The sequence below is a fragment of the Brevibacterium sp. CS2 genome, assembly GCF_005280295.1.
Classification (GTDB): Bacteria; Actinomycetota; Actinomycetes; order Actinomycetales; family Brevibacteriaceae; genus Brevibacterium; species Brevibacterium pityocampae.
The window spans coordinates 2,505,498-2,526,218 of sequence record NZ_CP040020.1 but is presented as its reverse complement, the minus strand read 5'-3'; the positions used below and the strand labels follow the sequence as shown (position 1 = coordinate 2,526,218).

Annotated in this window: 23 protein-coding genes; 14 read left to right on the top strand and 9 right to left on the bottom strand. The window is 71.9% G+C overall.

The annotated features are described in order from the left end of the window. The first annotated feature begins 40 nt into the window (after positions 1-40). Entirely contained in the window at positions 41-733 is a 693-nt protein-coding gene (locus tag FDF13_RS11410; RefSeq protein ID WP_137319744.1) for a ribonuclease H, read from the top strand. Continuing rightward, entirely contained in the window at positions 730-2,328 is a 1,599-nt protein-coding gene (locus FDF13_RS11405) for an ABC-F family ATP-binding cassette domain-containing protein (protein WP_137319743.1), read from the top strand. The genes FDF13_RS11410 and FDF13_RS11405 overlap by 4 nt, the downstream gene beginning before the upstream one ends. Before the next feature lies 1 nt (position 2,329). On the opposite strand, the gene FDF13_RS11400 is transcribed toward FDF13_RS11405, so the two are convergent. Genes FDF13_RS11400 through FDF13_RS11390 form a run of 3 tightly spaced genes read right to left on the bottom strand, consistent with a single transcriptional unit; the run spans position 2,330 to position 4,055 of the window. Next, the gene (locus FDF13_RS11400; RefSeq protein WP_137319742.1) at positions 2,330-3,352 is read right to left on the bottom strand and encodes an SURF1 family protein; all 1,023 of its coding nucleotides are present in this window, start codon (positions 3,350-3,352) and stop codon (positions 2,330-2,332) included. After that, positions 3,352-3,561 (bottom strand): hypothetical protein, encoded by a 210-nt coding sequence (locus FDF13_RS11395; protein WP_137319741.1) that lies wholly within the window; start codon positions 3,559-3,561, stop codon positions 3,352-3,354. The genes FDF13_RS11400 and FDF13_RS11395 overlap by 1 nt, the downstream gene beginning before the upstream one ends. Then, positions 3,558-4,055 carry a DUF3099 domain-containing protein gene (locus FDF13_RS11390; RefSeq protein WP_137319740.1) on the bottom strand — a complete coding sequence of 166 codons (498 nt, stop codon included), beginning with the start codon at positions 4,053-4,055 and terminating at the stop codon, positions 3,558-3,560. The genes FDF13_RS11395 and FDF13_RS11390 overlap by 4 nt, the downstream gene beginning before the upstream one ends. A 163-nt stretch (positions 4,056-4,218) precedes the next feature. Between FDF13_RS11390 and fabG the strand changes: the two genes are divergently transcribed. From fabG to FDF13_RS11375, 3 genes are read left to right on the top strand one after another with little or no spacing between them, the layout of a single operon-like run. Further along, the gene (fabG, locus tag FDF13_RS11385; protein ID WP_137319739.1) at positions 4,219-4,929 is read left to right on the top strand and encodes a 3-oxoacyl-ACP reductase FabG; all 711 of its coding nucleotides are present in this window, start codon (positions 4,219-4,221) and stop codon (positions 4,927-4,929) included. 58 nt (positions 4,930-4,987) lie between these two features. Continuing rightward, positions 4,988-5,746: an enoyl-ACP reductase FabI gene (gene fabI, locus FDF13_RS11380; RefSeq protein WP_137319738.1), complete on the top strand. Its 759-nt coding sequence runs from the start codon at positions 4,988-4,990 to the stop codon at positions 5,744-5,746. A 52-nt stretch (positions 5,747-5,798) separates the two neighbouring features. Further along, the gene (locus FDF13_RS11375; RefSeq protein WP_137319737.1) at positions 5,799-6,221 is read left to right on the top strand and encodes a histidine phosphatase family protein; all 423 of its coding nucleotides are present in this window, start codon (positions 5,799-5,801) and stop codon (positions 6,219-6,221) included. Positions 6,222-6,242: 21 nt separating this feature from the next. On the opposite strand, the gene serB is transcribed toward FDF13_RS11375, so the two are convergent. Both serB and FDF13_RS11365 read right to left on the bottom strand, forming a co-directional pair. Then, positions 6,243-7,040: a phosphoserine phosphatase SerB gene (gene serB / locus FDF13_RS11370; protein ID WP_175406963.1), complete on the bottom strand. Its 798-nt coding sequence runs from the start codon at positions 7,038-7,040 to the stop codon at positions 6,243-6,245. 51 nt (positions 7,041-7,091) lie between these two features. Continuing rightward, positions 7,092-7,847: a hypothetical protein gene (locus FDF13_RS11365; RefSeq protein ID WP_137319736.1), complete on the bottom strand. Its 756-nt coding sequence runs from the start codon at positions 7,845-7,847 to the stop codon at positions 7,092-7,094. Between the two features lie 41 nt (positions 7,848-7,888). On the opposite strand from FDF13_RS11365, the gene FDF13_RS11360 reads away from it, so the two are divergent. From FDF13_RS11360 to FDF13_RS11345, 4 genes are read left to right on the top strand one after another with little or no spacing between them, the layout of a single operon-like run. After that, on the top strand, positions 7,889-8,674 hold the full coding sequence (locus tag FDF13_RS11360; protein WP_137319735.1) for an ABC transporter ATP-binding protein: 786 nt from the start codon (positions 7,889-7,891) through the stop codon (positions 8,672-8,674). Positions 8,675-8,685: 11 nt separating this feature from the next. Then, positions 8,686-9,579, top strand: a complete 894-nt coding sequence (locus tag FDF13_RS11355; protein ID WP_137319734.1) for a sulfite exporter TauE/SafE family protein — start codon at positions 8,686-8,688, stop codon at positions 9,577-9,579. A 7-nt stretch (positions 9,580-9,586) separates the two neighbouring features. Continuing rightward, positions 9,587-10,504 (top strand): RNA methyltransferase, encoded by a 918-nt coding sequence (locus tag FDF13_RS11350; protein ID WP_137319733.1) that lies wholly within the window; start codon positions 9,587-9,589, stop codon positions 10,502-10,504. Beyond that, on the top strand, positions 10,491-11,291 hold the full coding sequence (locus tag FDF13_RS11345) for a phosphatase (RefSeq protein WP_137319732.1): 801 nt from the start codon (positions 10,491-10,493) through the stop codon (positions 11,289-11,291). The genes FDF13_RS11350 and FDF13_RS11345 overlap by 14 nt, the downstream gene beginning before the upstream one ends. Before the next feature lie 16 nt (positions 11,292-11,307). On the opposite strand, the gene FDF13_RS11340 is transcribed toward FDF13_RS11345, so the two are convergent. Beyond that, on the bottom strand, positions 11,308-11,709 hold the full coding sequence (locus FDF13_RS11340) for a VOC family protein (RefSeq protein ID WP_101650165.1): 402 nt from the start codon (positions 11,707-11,709) through the stop codon (positions 11,308-11,310). A gap of 128 nt (positions 11,710-11,837) precedes the next feature. Here FDF13_RS11340 and FDF13_RS11335 point away from each other — a divergent pair, with 128 nt between their 5' ends. Next, entirely contained in the window at positions 11,838-12,419 is a 582-nt protein-coding gene (locus tag FDF13_RS11335) for a TetR family transcriptional regulator (RefSeq protein WP_101650167.1), read from the top strand. 59 nt (positions 12,420-12,478) lie between these two features. Here FDF13_RS11335 and FDF13_RS11330 read toward each other — a convergent pair whose 3' ends face one another. Then, positions 12,479-13,030, bottom strand: a complete 552-nt coding sequence (locus FDF13_RS11330) for a YbaK/EbsC family protein (RefSeq protein WP_137319731.1) — start codon at positions 13,028-13,030, stop codon at positions 12,479-12,481. A gap of 223 nt (positions 13,031-13,253) precedes the next feature. Here FDF13_RS11330 and FDF13_RS11325 point away from each other — a divergent pair, with 223 nt between their 5' ends. Continuing rightward, positions 13,254-13,511 (top strand): type B 50S ribosomal protein L31, encoded by a 258-nt coding sequence (locus FDF13_RS11325; protein ID WP_137319730.1) that lies wholly within the window; start codon positions 13,254-13,256, stop codon positions 13,509-13,511. 97 nt (positions 13,512-13,608) lie between these two features. Here FDF13_RS11325 and FDF13_RS11320 read toward each other — a convergent pair whose 3' ends face one another. Both FDF13_RS11320 and FDF13_RS11315 read right to left on the bottom strand, forming a co-directional pair. Beyond that, positions 13,609-14,433 (bottom strand): PfkB family carbohydrate kinase, encoded by an 825-nt coding sequence (locus FDF13_RS11320; protein WP_137319729.1) that lies wholly within the window; start codon positions 14,431-14,433, stop codon positions 13,609-13,611. 245 nt (positions 14,434-14,678) lie between these two features. Further along, positions 14,679-15,146, bottom strand: a complete 468-nt coding sequence (locus FDF13_RS11315) for a tRNA (cytidine(34)-2'-O)-methyltransferase (protein ID WP_137319728.1) — start codon at positions 15,144-15,146, stop codon at positions 14,679-14,681. Between the two features lie 1,167 nt (positions 15,147-16,313). Between FDF13_RS11315 and FDF13_RS11310 the strand changes: the two genes are divergently transcribed. From FDF13_RS11310 to FDF13_RS11300, 3 genes are all read left to right on the top strand, one after another. Continuing rightward, on the top strand, positions 16,314-17,990 hold the full coding sequence (locus FDF13_RS11310) for an HNH endonuclease signature motif containing protein (protein WP_175406962.1): 1,677 nt from the start codon (positions 16,314-16,316) through the stop codon (positions 17,988-17,990). Positions 17,991-18,228: 238 nt separating this feature from the next. Beyond that, positions 18,229-18,960, top strand: coding sequence for a porin (locus FDF13_RS11305; protein WP_175406961.1), 732 nt, complete (start codon positions 18,229-18,231; stop codon positions 18,958-18,960). Beyond that, on the top strand, positions 18,950-20,713 hold the full coding sequence (locus FDF13_RS11300; protein WP_254668785.1) for a DNA polymerase Y family protein: 1,764 nt from the start codon (positions 18,950-18,952) through the stop codon (positions 20,711-20,713). Before FDF13_RS11305 ends, FDF13_RS11300 begins: the two co-directional genes overlap by 11 nt. The last annotated feature ends 8 nt before the right edge of the window (positions 20,714-20,721 follow it).

Sequence of the window (20,721 nt, the reverse complement as noted above, 5' to 3'; positions counted from 1 at the left end):
TCCGGGTGCATTCCATCCGCATCCCACGAAAGGACACTCTGTGACGATCACGGCCGCCGTCGACGGCTCGGCGCTGGGGAACCCCGGACCGGCCGGCTGGGCCTGGTACATCGACGACGAACGGTGGGGGTCCGGGGGATGGCCGGAGGCGACGAACAACCGCGGCGAGCTGCAGGCGCTCATCGAGCTGCTCCGCGCCACCGCCGGCACCTCCGAGCAGCTCCACGTGCTCTGCGACTCGAAGTACGTCATCAACTCGGTGACGAAGTGGATGCCGGTGTGGAAGCTCAAGGGCTGGAAGAAGGCCAACGGCGGCGATGTCCTCAACCGCGACCAGATGGAGGAGCTCGACGCCGCGCTGCGCGACCGCGACATCCGGCTCGAATGGGTCAAGGGCCACAGCAGCCACCGCCTCAACGACGCCGCCGACGCCCGCGCCCGGGCGGCCGCGGAGGCCTATCGCCGGGGCACGCCGGTGGACCCGGGCCCGGGCTTCAGCGGCCCGGGAGCCCCCGCTCGTGACGCGGAGGTCCCTGCTCGGGACCCGGAGCCCGAGCGCGCGCCGGTGACGGTGTCGTGCCGGCTCGACGCCGAGCTCGCCGACCGGATCGTCGAGCGCGCGCAGGCCGCCGCCCGCAGACCTCAGGACGAGCTCGCCGAGCTCATCGCACTCGGCATGGAACGGAAGTACGGCATGGAGGACCAGCACGGCATGGAACGGAAGCACGCATGATCGCCGTCTCGGATCTCGAGGTCCTCGTGGGCTCGCGCACTCTCATGACCGATGTCTCCTTCCGCGTCGACACCGGCGACAGGGTGGGCCTCGTGGGCCGCAACGGCGCCGGCAAGACCACTCTGACGAAGGTCCTCATGGACGAGTTCGCCCCGAACGCCGGGACCGTCACCCGGTCGGGAACGGTCGGCTACCTGCCGCAGGACCCGCGCTCGGGCGACCCCACGGCCTCGGGCCGGGAGCGGATCCTGTCCGCCCGGGAGCTCGACGTGCTCGTGCGGCGGCTGCGCAGGGCCGAGGAGCAGATGTCCGACCCGGACCCCGACGTCATGTCGAAGGCGATCGACCGCTACCCGCGGATCGAATCGGAGTTCGTCGCCGCCGGCGGCTACGCGGCCGAGTCCGAGGCCTTCGCGATCGCTGCGAACCTCGGCCTCGACGAGGAGCTGCTGTCCCGAGAGCTGCAGACGCTGTCCGGCGGCCAGCGCCGCCGCGTCGAGCTCGCCCGGATCCTGTTCGCGGCCCCGGACACGATGATCCTCGACGAGCCGACGAACCACCTCGACGCGGAGTCGGTGCTGTGGCTGCGCGACTACCTCAAGACCTACGCCGGCGGGCTCGTCATCATCTCCCACGATCTCGATCTCATCGACGAGGTCGTCAACCGCGTGTTCTTCCTCGACGCCAACCGGCAGTGCATCGACATCTACGCGATGAACTACCGCCAGTACCTCAAACAGCGTGAGGCCGATGAGCGGCGCCGCCGGCGCGAGCGCTCGAACGTCGAGAAGAAGGCCGCCGCGCTGAGCGCGCAGGCGGACAAGATGCGCGCCAAGGCGACGAAGACCGTCGCGGCGCAGAACATGGCGAAGCGGGCCGAGCGGATGCTCTCCGGGCTCGAGGCGGAGCGGGCTGCGGAGAAGGTCGCCCACCTCCGGTTCCCGGCCCCTGCCGCCTGCGGCCGCGTGCCGCTCACCGCGGAGGGACTGAGCAAGTCCTACGGCTCGACCGAGGTGTTCACCGGCGTCGACCTCGCGATCGACAAGGGCACCCGGGTCGTCGTGCTCGGGTTCAACGGCGCAGGCAAGACCACCCTGCTCAAGATCCTCGCCGGGCTCGAGGCGCCGGACTCCGGGGAGGTCGTGCCCGGCCACGGCCTCAAGCTCGGCTACTACGCGCAGGAGCACGAGACGCTCGACCACGACCGGACGGTGCTCGAGAACATGCAGCGCAGCTCGCCGCACCTCGACGACACCGCCGCGCGCTCCGTGCTCGGCTCGTTCCTGTTCTCCGGCGATGACGTCCACAAGCCGGCCGGCGTGCTGTCCGGCGGCGAGAAGACCCGGCTCGCGCTCGCGACGCTCGTCGTGTCGAGCGCGAACGTGCTGCTCCTCGACGAGCCGACGAACAACCTCGATCCGGCCAGCCGCGAGGAGATCCTGTCGGCGATCCGCCGATATGAGGGCGCGATCGTCCTCGTCACCCACGACGAGGGCGCGGTCGCCGCACTCGGTCCCGACCGCGTGCTCCTCCTCCCCGACGGCGACGAGGACCTCTGGGGCGAGACCTACCTCGACCTCGTCAGCCTCGCCTGAATCAGTAGCCCTGGGAGTCGAGGAGGGCGTCCTCGAGCTCCTCCTCGGTCCGCTGCCGCTGCGGGCTCCGGGACGACTGCGGGCTCCGGGGATCCGCCCGGCCGGGCCGCGTCGTCCTGCCTCCGCCGTAGCGCCCGGCTCCTGTGCCGACGCCGGCCGAGCGCCGGCCGCCGCGGGCGAGGGCGGCCTTGTCGACGACGACGTACTCGGTCGGTGCGGCGTCCGCGGCCTGCTCACTGCGTGCGGCGTCGAGTGCGCGCTTCTCCCGGCGGGCGGCGTAGACGACGCCGGCGAGGATCATGATCCCGAACACGATCCACTGGAACGTGTAGGACAGGTGGGAGCCGGGGTCGGTGCTCGGCGGCGGCAGGGGAGTGAGGCCGTCGTCGGCGGGGGCCGGGTCCTCGGCGCTGAGCTGCCCGTAGGCCTCGGTCACGGGGGAGTCCATGCCCGGGATGGCATCGGGGTCGATGGCCCGGATCAGGCCAGGCGGATTGGAGTCGCCGCTCGCGTCCTGGCACGGGCGCAGCCACATCTCGACGTCGACCTCGCCGGCCGGCGGTGCGGGGAGCGCCTCGGGTGCAGGTGCGGATCCCTCGCTCGTCGTCGGCACCCAGCCGCGGACCACGGCGATGGTGTCCCCGGAGTCGAGCACGAGCGGGACGACGACGTAGAAGCCGGCCTGGTTCTGCAGGCTCCGGTTGCGTGCGAGCACCGTCGCCCCGGGGTCGTAGGTGCCGGTGACGGCGACCTTCGCCCACTCGGCATCGACGGGCAGAGGGGCGGTGCGGTCGGGGAGGACCTCGGGAAGCGGCCGGGCCGCGCCGTGGTAGTTCGTCTCGATCCGCTCGATCTCCGCATCCCGTGCGGCACGGCGGTGGTCCTGCCAGTTCGCGAGGAATCCGCAGGCGACCGCGGCGACGATCGCGAGCGCGATGTAGCCCAGCCAGCGTGCGGAGAGGACGAAGCGGTAGCCGCCGCGCTCGGCGGGCGGGGGAACGGGCTGGGGCGTGGGTTCGGCCATCACCCGGCGCCCTCCGGGATCTCGGCGACGGGGACGTCGTCACGGAGCAGGCTGCGGATCTGCAGGTATTCGTGGAGGTGCGTGCGGTGGTCCGGGCAGGCGAGCCAGACCTTGCGCCGCTCCGGGGTGTGGATGCGCGGGTTGTTCCACAGGAGCGCGAACTCCGCGGTCCGGGTGCACGCCTTCGCCGAGCACGTCATCGCCGTCATCCTCCGTTCCCCTCTCCTGTCCCACCGTATCGCCCGGCGTCGGGGCCCCCGTCATCAGGGGCGCTGCCGGTGTCGCCGTCGATGACCTCGCCATCGATGATCTCCCCGTCGTACACCCCGTCCGCGGCGGTCGCCGCGGTGGGCGGGGGCGCGGCGGTCGCCTCGGACCCGGCTCCGGCATCAGCGGTGCCTGACCGGGGGCCATCCACGGGCCCCGGAGCCAGCGCCTCGAGCGGAGCGGAGTCGATGACCGCGCCGCCGGATTCGGTGCCGCGGGCGCGCGCCGCATTCGCGATGAGCACCGCGACCCACGGCAGCACGATCGCGCCGGCGGCGAAGAACCACCGCCAGGGGCTCGGGGTGAGGACCGCGAGGAGGAAGCAGAGCATGCGGATCCCCATCGAGATGAGGTATCGCACGGTCCGCGTGTGGATGTCCTGCTCATGGGACACCTCGGCCTCGGTGATCCGTTGGGCGTGCGTCCTGTGGGCCATGGCCTTCCAGCACTCGGGGGGGTGAGGCACGCGCGCGCGTGCTCCTGGCTACAAAAGCATACTCCCCGATTGTCGGCGGCGTACTCATGGAGCGCGCAGGTGCGTTAGGTTGGAGACCCGCCCTCGGGCGGCCTGCAGCAGTCGGCGAACAAGGAGAGCGACAGTGTCGGATTCGCGCGTAGTACTCGTCACCGGTGGCAACCGGGGGATCGGGCGGAAGATCGCCGAGGCGTTCCTCGCCGCCGGTGAGAAGGTGGCCGTGACCTCGCGGAACGGCGACGCCCCCGACGGCGCGCTGGCGGTGTCCGCCGACGTCACCGACCCGGACTCCCTCGACGCCGCGTTCACGCGGATCGAGGGGGAGCTCGGCCCGGTCGAGGTCGTCGTCGCGAACGCCGGGATCACCCGCGACACCCTCCTCATGCGGATGTCCGACGAGGACTTCGACGCCGTGATCGACACGAACCTCGGCGGCGCCTTCCGCACCGTCAAGCGCGCGATCACCGGGATGATCCGGGCGAAGAAGGGCCGCATCGTGCTCATCTCCTCGGTGTCCGGGCTCTACGGCGTCGCCGGCCAGGCGAACTACTCGTCCTCGAAGGCCGGACTCGTCGGCCTCGCCCGCTCGATCACCCGCGAGGTCGGCGCCCGCGGAATCACCGCGAACGTCGTCGCCCCCGGGTTCGTCCGCACCGAGATGACCGATGAGCTGCCGGAGAAGCAGCAGAAGGAATACCTCGCGACGATCCCCGCCAAACGCTTCGCCGAGGCCGAGGAGGTCGCCGCCGTGGTCCGCTGGATCGCCTCGGACGAGGCCTCCTACATCTCCGGCGCCGTCATCCCGGTCGACGGCGGCCTGGGCATGGGACACTGACACCGCACACCGAGTCCACACGCACACCGCGTACTCCACGCGAGAGGAAGACAACATCATGGGAATTCTCGACGGCAAGCGCATCCTCGTCACCGGCGTGCTCACGGAGGCCTCGATCGCCTTCGCGGCCGCCCGCCTGGCCCAGGAGCAGGGGGCTGAGGTCATCCTCTCCTCGTTCGGCCGGCAGATGAAGATCACCTCGGTCATCGCCGAGCGGCTGCCGCAGCCCGCGCAGGTCATCGAGCTCGACGCGACGAACGAGGACGACCTCGCCGCGCTGCCCGAGCGGCTCGGCGGAAACATCGACGGGATCGTCCACGCGATCGCCTTCGCCCCGAAGGACGCGCTCGGCGGGGTCTTCCTCGACACCCCCTTCGAATCGGTGTCGAACGCCGTCCACGTCTCCGCGTACTCGCTCAAGGCGATCACCGTCGCAGCCCGCCCGGTGCTCAACCGCGGCGCCGGCGTCGTCGGCCTGACCTTCGACGCGACCGTCGCCTGGCCGGCCTACGACTGGATGGGCGTGGCGAAGGCCGCGCTCGAGTCGACCTCGCGCTACCTCGCGAAGTACCTCGGCGGCGACGGCATCCGCGTCAACCTCGTCTCCGCCGGCCCGCTCAAGACGACCGCCGCGAAGTCGATCCCCGGCTTCGACGCGTTCGAGGACGTGTGGGGCACCCGCGCCCCGCTCGGCTGGGAGCAGACGGACACCGAGCCGGCCGGCAAGGCGATCGTCGCCCTGCTCTCCGACTGGTTCCCGGCGACGACGGGCGAGATGGTCCACGTCGACGGCGGGCTCCACGCCACCGGGGCCTGACACCCGTGCCCCTCTTGGTGCTCGCCCGCCACGCCACCGCCGCGCCCCCCCGGTGGCCGACTTCGATCGGCCGCTCACCGCGGCGGGCTTCGCCGAGGCGGCCGCGGCGGGCGAGCACCTCACCCGGTACCCGCTCACGCACCTCGTCGCCTCCGCCGCGCTGCGCACCGTGCAGACCGGCGAGGCCGTCGCCCGCGCCCTCGCGGACGCGCCGGTGCTCCACGCCGACCGGGCGCTCTACGAGGCCGACATCGACGCCTGGCTCGAGGTCATCGACTCGATCCCGGAATCGGCGACCGGGGCGTACATCGTCGGGCACGAGCCGACGGTGAGCGCCGTCATCGGACACCTGTGCCCCGCGCTCGGGGTGCCGCGGCGCTTCCGCCCGAGCTCGATCGCGGTCTTCGACCTCCCGCGCTGGGGACTGGCCCCCGGAGACTATCCGCCGCCGGAGATCCGGAACTTCAAGGACTGACCGGCGCACCGGCCCCGGCCGTCAGCCGATCGGCTCCCCGGTCAGCGCGGCCCACACGGCATCCATCCGCCGCACGGTGAGTGCGGCGTCGGCGACCTCGGCGAGCGCCGGCTTGGCGCAGAACGCGATCCCGAAGCCGGCGGCCTCGACCATCTCCGCGTCGTTCGCCCCGTCGCCGATCGCCACGGTGCGCGCCGGATCGATGTCGAGCCGCTCGCACAGCACGCGTAGCTGGTCGGCCTTCGCCCGCCGGTCGATGATCGGACCGTCGACCTCACCGCTGAGCAGGCCGTCGCGCACCGCGAGCCGGTTCGCGAGCACCTCGGCGATCCCGAGCTCCGCCGCGACCGGCACGACGACTTCGGCGAACCCACCGGACACGAGCGCGACCACCCCGCCGGCGCCCTGCACCGCGGCGACGAGCTCCGGCACGCCCGCGGTCAGCGTGACCTGCTCGCGCACCTCGGCGAGCACGGACTCCGGGAGCCCGGCGAGCGCGGCGACCCGCGCGCGCAGGCTCGCGGCGAAGTCGAGCTCCCCGCGCATCGCCTCGTCGGTGATCCGGGCGACCTCCTCGCGGACCCCGGCGTGCTCGGCGATGAGCTCGATGACCTCCTCGTTGAGGAAGGTCGAGTCGACGTCCATGAGGACGAGCTGCGGCGGGGCCTCACTCAGCGCCTCGGGCACGACGAACACGTCCGCATCCGGGTGGGCGGCGGACTCGGCGGCGACGATGGTCTCCAGACCACCGGCATCGACGAGGCGCGAGCTCACGGTCCAGTCGGCGCCGGCGGGGTGGATGAGGCTGATCCTGTGCATGACAGCGATTCTACGGAGTCGCCGGCCGAACGGTTCCCCTGCAGTCGCGTGTCACCCGATCCCGTTGTCGCGGCTCACCGCGGTGACCACGGCGGCCGCCGCGCGGTGGAGGCGGGCGAGCATGTCGCCGAACTCCGCGGGCCCCACGGTCGCAGGCGCCAGGACGGGCGACATCGCGTGATGGATGTCGAGTGCGGCATGGAGCAGCGGGGCCTGCTCGGGCCGGGCGAGCAGAACGGTGAGCTCGGCGCGCGGGGCGGCCGCGCTCATGTCCGCCTGCCAGTCCCGCCACTGGAGGTTGCGCATCTCCGCCGGGACGCCGTCGCCGAGCGCCTCGACGAGGGCGAGACCCTCCATCACGGTCTCGCGCAGGGTGCGGGCCGCCTCGGGCACGCTGCGGACGTCGAGCGGGGCGTAGGGCACCCGGGCGCACGCGAGCACCCGGAGGTTGGCCTCCCCGTCGAGGACGAGCACCGCATCGGACACGCCGGACGATTCGGTGACGGCGACCGCGGTGGCGCGGGCGAGGGTGCGGCGCGCGGACTTCTCCACCCGCGGCACCGTGGACGGGAAGGTCGGGTGGAGCAGCGCCAGGCGCAGCCGGTCGACCCGGCGGGCGCGCAGGGCCGGGAGGAGGAGCAGCAGGCCGGTCGGCGGGTCGGAGTCGTAGACGGCGTCCTCGAGGACGAGCGGAACGGGCATCCCGGCGTCGAGCAGCACCTGCGCGCAGTCATCGGGGGAGAGCCGACCGGCGAGCGCGGCATCGACCGTGAGCGAGGTGAGGAGGGTCGCCAGTGCGGTGTCCATCCGCCACAATCTAGCGCACCGTGTGCGCTAGAGTCTGCACTATGAGCGATGTGCTGGAATTTGCAGACGTCCACGTCCGGCGGGGGACGAACTTCCTGCTCAGCGGACTGTCCCTCGAGGTCTCCGAGGGGCAGCACTGGGTGGTGCTCGGCCCCAACGGCGCCGGCAAGACGACCTTCCTCGAGCTCGCCGCCGGGCGCATGCACCCGACCTCGGGCCGGGTCGACATCCTCGGGGAGCGCCTCGGCCGGGTCGACGTGTTCGAGCTGCGCCCGCGCATCGGCTACACCTCCTCGGCGCTGGCCGCCCGGATCCCCGGCTCGGAGAAGGTCACCGACATCATCCTCACCGCCGCCTACGGCGTGCTCGGCCGGTGGCGCGAGGAGTACGACGAGCTCGATCTCGACCGGGCGCGCGATCTCCTCTCCGCCTTCGCCGTCGAACGCTTCGCCGACCGGCCCTTCGGCAGCCTGTCCGAGGGCGAGCGCAAGCGCGTTCAGATCGCCCGCTCCCTCATGACCGATCCCGAGCTCCTGCTCCTCGACGAACCGGCCTCCGGCCTCGACCTCGGCGGGCGCGAGGAGCTCCTCCAGGCGCTCGGCGAGATCCTCGACGGGAAGTACGCGCCGACGACGGTCATGGTCACCCACCACGTCGAGGAGATCCCCACCGGCGTCACCCACGCCCTCCTCCTCAAGGACGGCGCGGCGGTGGCGGCCGGCGCGATCGACTCGACGCTGACCTCGGAGAACCTCAGCACCACCTTCGGCACCGAGGTCACCCTCGGGCGCGAGGGCGGGCGCTACCACGCGCGGGCGCGCGGCTGAATGGCTGCTGCATGACCGTCCTCGAAGCGGCCCTCGTGCTGCTCGCCGGACTCGGTGCGGGCACGATCAACGCGATCGTCGGCTCGGGCACCCTCATCACCTTCCCGGCACTCGTCGCCTTCGGCGTGCCGCCGGTGACGGCGACGATGAGCAACGCCGTGGGCCTCATCCCCGGCAACATCGCCTCCTCCTTCGGCTACCGCGAGGAGCTCCGCGGCCAGGGCAGGCGGCTGCTCCAGCTCCTGCCCGCCTCCCTCGCCGGCGCGCTGCTCGGCGCCTACCTGCTGCTCACCCTGCCCGAGGACGCCTTCATCACCATCGTCCCGGTGCTCCTCGTGTTCGCGCTCCTGCTCGTCGTCGGGCAGCCGGCGCTCCAGCGCTACCTCAAGAAGCGCAAGGCGATGCGCGCCGACGCCCGCGGGGAGGCGGGGAGACGGTCGGGGAGGCCGGTGGTAGTACGGGCTGACGCCGAGGTGCCGGCAGGCTCCGATGCGGAGTCCGGTGCGGCGCCGGGCACGGTGCCGGGCCCGCCGGCGCTGTCGACCGGCCGGATGCTCGCCGTCGTCCTCGCGGTGTTCCTCACCGCGATCTACGGCGGCTACTTCGCCGCCGCGCAGGGCATCATCCTCATCGCGCTCCTCGGCCTCCTGCTGCCGGAGCCGCTGCAGCGCCTCAACGGCGCGAAGAACGTCCTCGTCCTCGCGGTGAACACGGTGGCCGCCGCGGTGTACATCATCGTCGGCTTCGACCGGATCGACTGGCTCGCCGTGCTCCTCATCGCGATCGGCTCGCTCATCGGCGGGTACTTCGGGGCGCGCATCGGGCGCCGGTTCAGCCCGGTGCTGCTCCGCGCGATCATCGTCGTGCTCGGCCTCGTCGCGCTGTGGCGCATCCTGCAGATGTGAGCGGCGGATGAACACCCCGCGCAAGCCGGCGCTCACCGACGCGCAGATCCTCGCGCTCGCGGAGTCCGCGGGCATCGCCGCCGCACGGATCCGCTTCTTCACCTCCGCCGACGACCCCGCGGTCGCCGACTACACCCGGCTCACCGACGTGCGGCTGCGCACCCTGCGCGAGCCCGAGCGGGGCCTCTTCATCGCGGAGAGCTCGAAGATCATCGAGCGCGCGATCGCCGCCGGCCACGTGCCGCGCTCCTTCCTCATGACCCGCAAGTGGTTCGCCGCGCTCACCGAGATCATCGCCGGGACGGACGCGCCGGTGCTCATCGGCGAGGACGCCGTCGTCGAGGAGCTCACCGGCTACCACCTCCACCGGGGCGCGCTCGCCGCGATGCACCGGCCGGTGCTCCCCGCGCTGCCCGAGGTGCTCGCCGGCGCCCGCCGGGTCGTCGTCGTCGAGGACGTCGTCGACCACACGAACCTCGGGGCGATCTTCCGCTCCGCGGCAGGCCTGGGCGTCGACGCGGTGCTCATCACCCCGCGCAGCGCCGACCCGCTCTACCGGCGGGCGATCCGCGTGTCGATGGGCACGGTGTTCCAGGTCCCGTGGACGCGTCTCGACTCCTGGCCGGCCGACATCGACCGGCTCCACGAGCTCGGCTTCCACACCGCCGCGCTCGCGCTCGAGGACGACTCGGTGCCGCTGCGCGAGTTCGCCGCCCGGGCACCTGCGCGCACCGCGCTCATCATGGGCACCGAGGGCGACGGCCTGCAGCGCAGGACGATCACCGCGGCGAACTCGACCGTCCTCATCCCCATGGGCCACGGCGTCGACTCCCTCAATGTCGCCGCCGCGACCGCGGTCGCCTGCTACGCCCTGCAGCCGGACGACCCCGACCTCGTGACCACCGGAGACGATCGTGACCGCTGATCCCACCGCCGACCTCACCCGCGCCCTCGAGGCCGCTCGGATCACCGGGGAGGTCGGCACGCCGCGCGAGGGCAACCTGTCCCACATCCAGCGGTTCCTCGACCAGGAGACGCACTTCCACTTCGGCGTGCCGCTCACCCGCGACTGGGACTACGACGCGGTCTTCGACCTCATGGTCGACCGGGTCGGGATCTCCGCAGATCGGGCGCACACCGCCGGTCAGGACACGATCTCGACCGCACTGTGCCTCGCGGCCTCCGCGCGCTTCGCGGCGGTGCTCGGCGAGGTCGCGCGCGGCGGCGGGCGGATCCTCTTCGGCTCCGGACACCCGGCCGGCATGGTGCCCGTCCACCAGGCCTTCGCCCGGGCCGCGGAGGCCGCCGGGGCCGAGGTCGTTCGCGCCACCGGACCGATCACCGTCGACACCGATGGGGGAGACGTCCGGCACCTCGGCGGGGTATGGGTCTGGCACCAGCACGGCGGCGTACCGCACACCCACTCGCCCGAACCGGTGGCGCATCTGCTGGCCGAGCTCAGCCGCCGCGGCGAGGCACCGCCGGACCTCGTCGTCGCCGACCACGGCTGGGCCGGGTACGCCGGCGGGCGGGGCCTGCGTGCGATCGGCTTCGCCGACTGCAACGATCCGGCCCTGTTCGTCGCCGAGGCGCAGGGCCAGGTCGAGGTCGTCGTCCCGCTCGACGACGACATCGAGCCGCAGCTCTATCTGCCGCTCATCGAGTTCATCCTGCAGCGCGCCGGCCTCCCCGCCGAGGGGATCGCGCTCTAGGTGAAGGCGGCGTGCTCTAGGCGAAGGCGGCGGCGAACTCCGGGCTCGGCTCGATGGGCTGGATGATGTCGACGAGCACCTCGTCCGGGCCGGCGACGATGAAGTGCCGCTGACCGAAGTCCTCGTCGCGCAGTGGGAGGACCGGGGTGAGCCCGTGCTCCCGTGTCAGGCGCTCGTGCACGGCGTCGACGTCGTCGACCTCGATGTTGACGATGATGCCGCGCGGGACCGCCCGGAAGGGTTCGGGAACGGTGGGGTGGTCGAAGCGGAGCACGGCGAGCTCGTGGTCGCCGAGCCGCATGCTCACGTACCAGTCCGCGGCGAACGTCGGGGTGAAGCCGAGCACCTCCCGGTAGAAGGCCGCCGTCCGGGCGACATCGGGGGTCATGAGGACTGGGTAGCAGCCGGTGACGGTCATGAGGGTCTCCTCGCGGGGATGCGGGGTCGGGTGGACCGGAGGATCCGGTGACGGATGCGCCGGTGTTACGTACACTGTGTACGTAACGTGTTCAGCATACATACACCGTGTACGTAAAGGAACTGTCGATGCCCCGTGCCTCTGTCACCGATGCGCTCCGCACCGCGAAACAGATCCGTGCCTCCGCCGAATCCCTCTTCGCGCGCGAGGGATTCGCGCAGGTCGCGCTCGAAGACGTGGCGAGTGATGCGGGGGTGACGCGCGGCGCGGTCTACCACCACTACCGGAACAGGGCAGGGCTGTTCCACGCGGTCGCCGCACACCTGCAGTCGCGGGTGGCCGAAGCGGTCGTGGAAGCGGCCGAGCAGGCCGGGGCCGACCCGTTCCGGCAGCTGAGCGCCGGCTCGCATGCCTTCCTCGACGCCATCACCTCGGTCTCCGCGGCGCGCATCCTCCTCGTCGATGCGCCGGCGGCGCTCGGCTGGGACGAGTGGCGGCGACTCGATGCCGAGCATGCGGGAGCGCACCTGTCCGATGCGCTCACTGCGGCCGGGGTGCCGGAGGGACGACGCGAGGCGATCGCGGCCGGGCTGTCCGGGGCGATGAACGAGCTCGCGCTCTGGGTGTCGCGCAGCTCCGGCGCGAGTACGGCCCGGGAGCAGGCGCACGCAGCGCTCGACCAGCTCCTGCGCGGCGTCGAGGCGGGCTGAGCGCGGCGTCCCCTGCGCCGGTCCCCGTTCCGGCGTACGTCCGGGCGGAATCTCCGGACTCAGACCTCGAGAGCGAGGTCCTCGATCACCTCGGCGCCGGGGAGGCGTGCGAGCTCGGACCCGGGGAGGATGATCTTCGAACCCCGGATGCCCGAGCCGATGATCACCTCGTCGGCGGCGACCACGCGGGCATCGACGAGCAGTCGGTAGCCCTCCGGGAGGCCGATCGGCCCGATGCCCCCGTACTCCATGCCCGATTCCTCGACCGCCCGGTCCATCGGCAGGAACGAGGCCTTGCGGACGTCGAGGAGCTTGCGGACCCGCTTGTTGACGTCGGCGCGGGTGTGGGCGAGCACGAGGCAGGCGGCGATGCGCTCGTCGCCCGCGCGGGTGCCGGCGACGAGGACGCAGTTCGCGGAGTGCTCCGGGGCCAGGCCGTAGGCCTCGGTGAGGGCTGCGGTGTCCGCGAGGTCCGGGTCGATGGGGAACACCTCGGCGGTGAGATCCGCCGGGAGCGCGGCGAGCGCCTCGGCGGTGGGAGCGGCGACGAGCTCGGGGGTGTCGCGGGCGGGCACGGCGGTCACGGTGTCGGGCAGGATGCTCCAGGTCATGGCACCCACGATAGGACAGGCCGGCGTGCAGGTGCAGGCGCGGTGTCATGATCGGTCGGCGTGTTCGGGTTCGCCCCGGTTCGACGCGTCCGGTATAGTGGATCGTCGGTCCTCCGTGGGACCGGACCGGATCCGAGCAGGATCCGAGCACACGAATTTGAGCACTGGCAGGCGGATGAGGATCCGCATCAGGGCTCACAGGAATTCAACGCGAAGGACATTCATGAAGAAGGACATCCACCCGGAGTACGACGTCGTCGTGTTCAACGACCTCTCCTCCGGCACCAAGTTCCTCACCCGCTCCACCGTGAAGAGCGACAAGACCATCGAGTGGGAGGACGGGAACACCTACCCGCTCATCGACGTCGAGATCTCCTCGGCCTCGCACCCGTTCTACACCGGCAAGCAGCGCATCCTCGACTCCGCCGGCCGCGTCGAGAAGTTCAAGGACCGCTACAAGGGCTTCGGCAAGCGCAAGTGACGCACGCCTGAGACGAGCGCAGGGCCCCGGGATCGAACCCCGGGGCCCTGCGCTATTCACCGCTGCCGACTGCGCACCGAAAGGGTGCGACGGCCGGTCAGCTGCGCGTGACGGTGATGTCCGCGTGCGGGAAGCAGCGGACGGCGGGGTGGAGGAGCGAGCGGACGCCGGTCGCGTTCTCGATCGCCGCGGCGATGCCGTGGGCGACGGTCTCCTTGGCCCGCGCGACCGCCTCGGGCACGGCGAGTCCGGTGGCCAGCCCCGCGGCGATCGCCGAGGCGAACGAGCAGCCGGCACCGTTGACGAGGTGGTCGTTGACCTTCTTCGTGGCGAACACCGTGACCGACTCGCCGTCGAACAGCACGTCGACCGCATCCTCGCCGGCGAGGCGGGCGCCGCCCTTGACGACGACGTTCTTCGCACCCATCGAGTGGATCGCCCGGGCCGCGTCGACCATGTCCTCGACGCTCGTGAGCTCGGCCGTGCCGGTCAGGGTCGCGGCCTCCTCGAGGTTCGGGGTGATCACCGTGGCGAGCGGGACGAGGTTCTCGACGAAGAGGTCCTTGAGGTCGACCATGGTGCCCGCGCCCTTGCACACGAGGACCGGGTCGAACACGTAGGGCAGGTGGTTGTCGCGCAGGCGCTCGGCGAGGACGAGCGCGGAGTCGACGGAGCCGAGCATGCCGGACTTGATGACGTCGAAGTCGTGGACGGCGAGCGCGGAGTCGAGCTGGCGGTTGACGACCTCGGGCTCGATGAACTCGATGACGTGGTTGAACCCGTCTTCGGGGTCGAAGGTGACGATGCACGTCACGGCGGCGGTGCCGAACACGCCGTACTCCTCGAACATCTTGAGGTCGGCGGCCAGGCCCGCGCCGCCGGAGACGTCCGAGCCGGCGACCGTGAGGGCACGAGCGATCATGAGGTGGATCCTTCCGTGGTGGGGCAGTGGGGTGCGATGGTGGAGGTGGGCGGTGCGACGGCGCGGAGCCGTGCGCGCGGTGCACGATGGATCCACTGTACTCCTCAGTCCGCAGTGCACACGGTGATCGGTGAGCCGTGATCCGGAGTGGGCGGTGAGCAGTGATCCGAGTGGGTGCGGACCGTTCCGAGTGGAGCGCACGTGTCGTCGATGCGCACTGGTCTCGCCGGGCGGGGTGTGCGGGCTCAGGTGCCGCCGGGGTAGCCGAGCTGGCGCCACGCCTCGTACACCGCGATCGAGGCGGAGTTCGCGAGGTTGAGCGAGCGTCGGGACGGCTGCATCGGGATGCGCACGGTGAGGTCGACATGGTCGTCGGCGAGCACCTCGGCGGGGAGTCCGACGGACTCGCGGCCGAACAGGAGCACGTCGTCGCCCGTGTACTCGACGGTGTGGAACGCGGTGTCGGACTGGGCGGTGAAGGCGATGACGCGGCGGTCCCCGAGCGTGTCCCACAGGGCGTCGAGGTCCGGGTGGACGGTGACGTGCGCGAGGTCGTGGTAGTCGAGCCCGGCGCGGCGCAGCTTGGCATCGGAGAGGTCGAAGCCGAGGGGCTCGACGAGGTGCAGGTGCGCGCCGGTGACCGCGGCCAGGCGGATCGCGTTGCCGGTGTTGCCCGGGATCTCGGGGGTGCAGAACACGATGCTGAGATTCATCACCGGCCCAGTGTATGCGCGCGGGCGCTGCGAGCCGGGATGGGAGTGCGCATCGGTCCGGACGGGTCCGGTTCGGGGCGGGAGCGGTGGCGCCGAGTGCCGAGGTGCGGCAGGCGGGGCAGATGGGGCGATGGGGGCGTCCCTGCAGGGCCGGGCGTCCCTGCTGGGACGTCGACTCATCGCGATCCCGGCCCTCCCTGGTGCAGCTCGATATCGTGCCCTCCGCTGCGGTATCAGTTCTCTGCGATGCCGGTTCGGTGCCGCGCCGGTTGGTCGTCATGCCGGTCGGGTGTCGTGGTGACTCACTATGACGTCCCCGCTGTGACGTCCATTCGGAGTGAAGCGTCCGGTTCGAGCCGCCGTTGAGCATCCCGGTCGATTCTGGCTGCTTCCAGTGTGGTGCTCGCTTCGCGACGTCACAGCGGGGACGTGAAGGCGAGGACGTCACCGCAGGGACGTGAAAGCACGTAGGGCGTCACGGTGGGGACGTCACAGCGGGGTGACGGCGAGGGCCTGTGCCGGGCGCCGATGGAATGCACGCGGCCGGTTGGACGGGGACGTCACAGCGGGAACAGTGCTGTGATTTCGGATCCGGAGAAGTGCTGCCCTCACGCGAGGGCTCCGGCGGCTCTCATGGGTGGGTGCCCCGCTGGATGAGGACGAGGTGGGCAATCACTTCGGGACCGGGTCGGTCGTCTGGGCGTGGCCGGCGGGGTATCCGGGGCGCCGGGGCGAGGCGCGTGACGATTGAGGACCGCGCGCTGATTCGATGACCTCCCGGTGGAGCCGCGAGGCACCGATGCCGTATCGAGCAGTAGAACTGTAATAGAACGGCGTAATCGAACCCGTGTCAGTGCCTGCCGATAGCGTGTTCTCATCTCGAGAAGACTGGGCTGCGTTGCCCACCCGAAGGAGGAGATCACGATGAGAGCACCGACGGCGGAAGATGCACGGCCGATGGGGAGCAGTGGGGTGCCGGGGAATGCCGCATTACTGACGCCGGCGCCTCATGGGCACGGGCTGAGCGCGCATGCGAACGGGATGGACGAGGCCGAGGATATGAGACGTGGTGGGGAGGTGCCCGATGCTGACCGGACGGCGGAGCAAGCTCGAAGTCAGGCAGCGGATCGAGCTGCAGGTGAGACGGCGGAGTGCGCCGTCGGTCCGATGTCGGAGCGGACGGGGGACGGGACAGCGGCGCCTGCGTCCGAGGCGCCCGAGGAATGGGAATCCGGCGACGACCCGGATGAACGTGCCGAACTCGTCCGTCGGATCCGCAGTGCCGCGGCGCAGATGACCCAGTCGCAGGCGCAGTTCGTCGCTCTCCTCGACCGGATCGATCAGGACGGCGCCTGGGAGGGCTGGGTCGGTATCCGGAGCTTCGGGCACTGGGTGGCGTTCGCATGCGAGATGACCCCGCACACCGCGCGGGAGTACATCCGGGTCGCCCGTGGCCTGCGCGAGTTCCCTGAGGTCACCCGACTCTTCGGGGAGGGTCGGGTGTCGTATTCGAAGGTTCGTGAGATCACCCGGCTGGCGGGTCGGATCGATGAGGCGGAGGCGGCGCGGATGTGCCGGGTCGCGACCTCGGCGCAGCTCTCCCGGATGATCTCGACCTTCCGGCGGATCGCGCCGGACGCGGCCGGGGTGGTCAAGGAGCTCCCCGGTGACGTGTTCCGCATCGAGCCGCTCCCTGCCGGGCGCGCACGGATCACGATCGAGCTGCCCGAGGCCGAGGCCGCCGAGGTCATGGCACTGGTGGACGCGGCCGTCGACCGGACGATCACCACCGCCCACCGGCGGGCGCGGGGAGAGGGAACGGACGGTGAGGCGGGCGAGGGGATGAGCGGCGAGGCCGATGGTGGCGAGAACACGGAGGAACCTGCGCCGGAGCCGATCTCCCGGGTCGACCGGTTCCTCGACCTCATCCGGATCGGATCGCGGAGCGGCGAGGAGGCCGGGGCGACGTCCCGCCGGGCCGAGGTGCACGTTCACGCATCCATCGCGACCGTCGCCGGCGCGGACCCTGCCTCCGAATCCGCTGCGGGGCGGGTCGAGGCGGAGGATGCGAACATCGGCGCGACAGCCGGGGCACACCGCGACACGGGCGATGAGCCGACCGAGGCCGTGGACAGCAGTGAGCCTCGCGCGGTGTCAGAGGCCGACGTCGCCTGCATCGAGGGGTACGGCGCGGTGACCGCCGCCACCGTCGGCCGGCTGAGCTGCGGATCGCCGCTCGTGGGCGCCCTCATCGATGCATCCGGCGACGTGCTCGCCCTCGGCCGGACGAAGCGCCTGGCCTCACATCGCCAGCGGCGGGCCCTCGCGGTGCGCGACATCGGCTGCCGATTCCCCGGCTGCTCGCGCACCCGGCTGCTCGAGGCGCACCACATCCGACCGTGGTCCGAGGGCGGCCCGACGGACCTCGACAACATGCTCCTGCTCTGCCGCTCGCACCACATCGCGATCCATGAGCACGGCGTGTCCATCGCCCGGCGCGCGGGCGAGGTTCCTGACGGCGGCGCTCATGATGACGACGCTCATGATGGCAACGCTCATAGGGGCGCAGCGCGGACCGATCGGCATCCCGGCGTCGGTTTCGTCTTCACTGCCGCGGGTGCCGAGCTCATGCCGGCGTGGAGCGAGACGGATGACGTCGGGGTGTTCGATACTGCCTGGCTGTCCTGGGACGACTACGACCGGGTCGCCAATCATCCGGAACGCATCTGCACCCTCGGCGGCGGGGAGGGGTTCGATCTCCACGAGTGCGTTCGCTGGATCTTCGACGCCGCCCGGCTCCACGGTGACGGCCTGCCGCGCGATGAGGCCGAGGTCGCCGCCTGACCCAGCGGCTGCGGATCGGGGATCGGGGTCGGGCGGCTGCCGGCTGGGGTCCGGTGCCGGGGCGTGGGTGCCGGTGTGCTGGTGCCGTGGCGGCTGGGCTGTGCTCGTGCGGCGATCATGCCGCGTTCGAACGGTGGCCTGGCCGCGTGCGAGCGAAGAGCTGAGTATGTTCGAACGGCGACCGGATGCCCTTCGAATCCCACTTGAATGATTAGAACTGACGTTCGATACTGGATGCATGTCCGCCGACCCCGTGCACGCGATCAGTGCCCTCACCGAACAGCTCACGCGCCTGCCGGGGATCCGGACGGCCTCCGAGCTGTTCGCCGGGCACCCGCCGTACGCGGTCGACGCCCCGCTGCGGCCGCTCTTCCAGCGCGGCGGGCTGCCGCGCGGCGAGATCCTCGCCATCACCGGCGAGCACTCCTTCTCCCTCGCACTGGCCGCCTGCGCCGCCGCTACGCGGGAGCAGCTGTGGTGCGCCGTCCTGGGCATGGGGGAGCCTGCCGTCGCCGGGATCGCCGACTTCGGCATCGATCTCTCCCACTTCGTCAACCTCCGCACCCCGCTCCAGGACTGGCTGCGGGTGACATCGATCCTCGTCGAGTCCTTCGACATCCTCATCGTCCGGCCCGGTTTCGCCCCGACCCCGGGAGACCGGCAGCGTCTGCTCGCCAAGGTCCGGGAACGGCGGATGACCCTCATCACCCTCGACGAGTTCCCCGGCACCGGCGAGCGGCTCGGCGTCCGCGACGTCCGCTGGGAGGGCACTGCTCGAGGCGCCGGCCGCCTCGAGCAGTGCACGGTCACCGTCCACGGTTCGCGCACCGGCACCCACACCCTCCTGCTCCCGGCCCCCTCCGGCCGGGCCGAGCACCCCGCTCCGATGCCGGGGGCCGAACACTCCGTTCCAGCGGTGGGGGTCGCGCACCCCGGCGGCCCTGTCCCGAGGATCCACAGTGTCGACTGAAGCAGCGTCTGCCGAGTCCACGGCTCCTGCCGAGCTCCCCACCGCGCCGGCCGAGGCCCCGACACCTGCCGAAGCCCCGGCTCCTGCCGAACCACCTGCCTCTGCAGCCTCCACCTCCCAGCGCGTGTCCGTCCATCGCACGGTGGTCCTCGCAGTGCCGGACTGGCCGGCGGTGGCGGCCGGGATCGCGCACGGGCTGAGCACGGCCGCGCCCGCCGCCGTGCTCCGGGCCGGGCGCATCATCTCCTGCAATGCGCCCGCGCGCGCCTCGGGCGTGGAGACCGGGCTCAACAAGCGCGCCGCCCAGCTGCGCTGTCCCGAGCTCACCGTCATCCCCTGGGACCCCGAGGTCGACCACCGGGTGTTCGCCGCCGGGATCGGCGTGCTCGAGGACCTCGTCGCCCGGTTCACCCTGCTGTCCCCGGGCGTGGTGAGCATCCCGGCCCTCTCCCTGCGCCGCACCCACGCGAGCGAGGAGTCCGCGGTCGAGGAGCTCCTCACCGGCCTCACCGACTCCACCGGCTGGGAGTTCTTCCCCGGCATCGCCGACACCGCCTTCGCCGCGCTGCTCGCCTCCCGCACCGCCACCCGCGTGCCGCCGGGCCGGACCGCCGCCTTCCTCGCCCCGCTCCCCATCTCCTCCCTCACCGCGGTCGACGCCCACGCCTACGCCGAGCTCGTCCCACTGCTCGGCCGGCTCGGGCTCACCGCGCTCGGTCGGTTCGCCCAGCTCGCGGAGGCCGACGTCCATGCGCGGTTCGGCACCCTCGGCCGGCGCGCCCACCGGCTCGCCCGCGGTCTGCCCGACCGGATCCCCGCCGACCACGTGCGCGCCCGCGAGTTCCGGGTGCACAGCCCCCTCGACCCGCCGAGCGGCCGCAGCGACGTGCTGTCCTTCCACGCCCGCACCCTCGGTGCCGAGCTGCTCGGCACCGTCCGCGCCGCCGGCCTCGTGTGCACCCAGGTGGACATCGAGCTCACCGCGACGACGGGGGAGACCTGCCGGCGCACCTGGCGCCTCGAGGACATGGACGAGTCGATGATCGCCGACCGCCTCCGCTGGCAGGCCGAGGGGTGGCTCGCCGCCGGGGGAGCCGGCACGGGTGCCGACAGCCGGGGCGGACCCCGTACCCGAGGCGCCCGCCCCGATCGCACGGCTCGCACTGCCCGCCCCGACCGCACCGCCCGGGCCGTTCCCGAGAACGGGGAGGACCCCGGCCCCGACCCGACACTCGTCAGCGGGGAGGACGGGATCTGCGCGATCGGGCTCGCCGCCGCGGAGCTCCTCAGCCCCCTGGGCACGCAGCAGAGCCTGTTCGACCAGCACCCGGGACGGATCGCGCACACCCTCGAGCGCCTCCAGGGCCTGTTCGGCCCCGACGCCGTGCTCGTCCCCGGCCTGCAGGGCGGCCGCGATCCGGCGGAGACGAACCTCTGGACACCCTGGCAGCAGCGCCCCCGGCCCGAGCGCGACCCCGAGGCCCCTGGCCGGGCGCGGTGCCGGCTCCCCGCCCCACGCTCGTCGAGCACACCCCGGTGGATCTGCTCGACGAGCGCGGCGCCACGATCGTCGCCCGCCCCGCCGGACTCGACAACGTCCCGACGCTGCTCCGGATCCCCGGCACGGGGACGGTGCGCGTGGTCGACCACTCCTCGGCCTGGCCGGTGGAGGCCGGCTGGTGGGACCGGAGCACGGCCCAGTACCGGGTGCGCCTCCAGGTCGTCGCCGAGGACGGGGCCGCCTACCTGCTGAGCAAGGAG

Bases quoted from the DNA above. Each gene is read 5' to 3' on its own strand.
- FDF13_RS11305 (WP_175406961.1), top strand. From the start codon at position 18,229: ATGTCCGCCGACCCCGTGCACGCGATCAGTGCCCTCACCGAACAGCTC.
- FDF13_RS11360 (WP_137319735.1), top strand. From the start codon at position 7,889: ATGAGCGATGTGCTGGAATTTGCAGACGTCCACGTCCGGCGGGGGACG.
- FDF13_RS11325 (WP_137319730.1), top strand. From the start codon at position 13,254: ATGAAGAAGGACATCCACCCGGAGTACGACGTCGTCGTGTTCAACGAC.
- FDF13_RS11320 (WP_137319729.1), bottom strand. From the start codon at position 14,433: ATGATCGCTCGTGCCCTCACGGTCGCCGGCTCGGACGTCTCCGGCGGC.
- FDF13_RS11335 (WP_101650167.1), top strand. From the start codon at position 11,838: ATGCCCCGTGCCTCTGTCACCGATGCGCTCCGCACCGCGAAACAGATC.
- FDF13_RS11330 (WP_137319731.1), bottom strand. From the start codon at position 13,030: ATGACCTGGAGCATCCTGCCCGACACCGTGACCGCCGTGCCCGCCCGC.
- FDF13_RS11315 (WP_137319728.1), bottom strand. From the start codon at position 15,146: ATGAATCTCAGCATCGTGTTCTGCACCCCCGAGATCCCGGGCAACACC.
- FDF13_RS11355 (WP_137319734.1), top strand. From the start codon at position 8,686: ATGACCGTCCTCGAAGCGGCCCTCGTGCTGCTCGCCGGACTCGGTGCG.
- FDF13_RS11405 (WP_137319743.1), top strand. From the start codon at position 730: ATGATCGCCGTCTCGGATCTCGAGGTCCTCGTGGGCTCGCGCACTCTC.
- FDF13_RS11395 (WP_137319741.1), bottom strand. From the start codon at position 3,561: ATGACGGCGATGACGTGCTCGGCGAAGGCGTGCACCCGGACCGCGGAG.
- FDF13_RS11340 (WP_101650165.1), bottom strand. From the start codon at position 11,709: ATGACCGTCACCGGCTGCTACCCAGTCCTCATGACCCCCGATGTCGCC.
- FDF13_RS11310 (WP_175406962.1), top strand. From the start codon at position 16,314: ATGTCGGAGCGGACGGGGGACGGGACAGCGGCGCCTGCGTCCGAGGCG.
- FDF13_RS11400 (WP_137319742.1), bottom strand. From the start codon at position 3,352: ATGGCCGAACCCACGCCCCAGCCCGTTCCCCCGCCCGCCGAGCGCGGC.
- FDF13_RS11390 (WP_137319740.1), bottom strand. From the start codon at position 4,055: ATGGCCCACAGGACGCACGCCCAACGGATCACCGAGGCCGAGGTGTCC.
- serB (WP_175406963.1), bottom strand. From the start codon at position 7,040: ATGCACAGGATCAGCCTCATCCACCCCGCCGGCGCCGACTGGACCGTG.
- FDF13_RS11350 (WP_137319733.1), top strand. From the start codon at position 9,587: ATGAACACCCCGCGCAAGCCGGCGCTCACCGACGCGCAGATCCTCGCG.
- fabI (WP_137319738.1), top strand. From the start codon at position 4,988: ATGGGAATTCTCGACGGCAAGCGCATCCTCGTCACCGGCGTGCTCACG.
- FDF13_RS11365 (WP_137319736.1), bottom strand. From the start codon at position 7,847: ATGGACACCGCACTGGCGACCCTCCTCACCTCGCTCACGGTCGATGCC.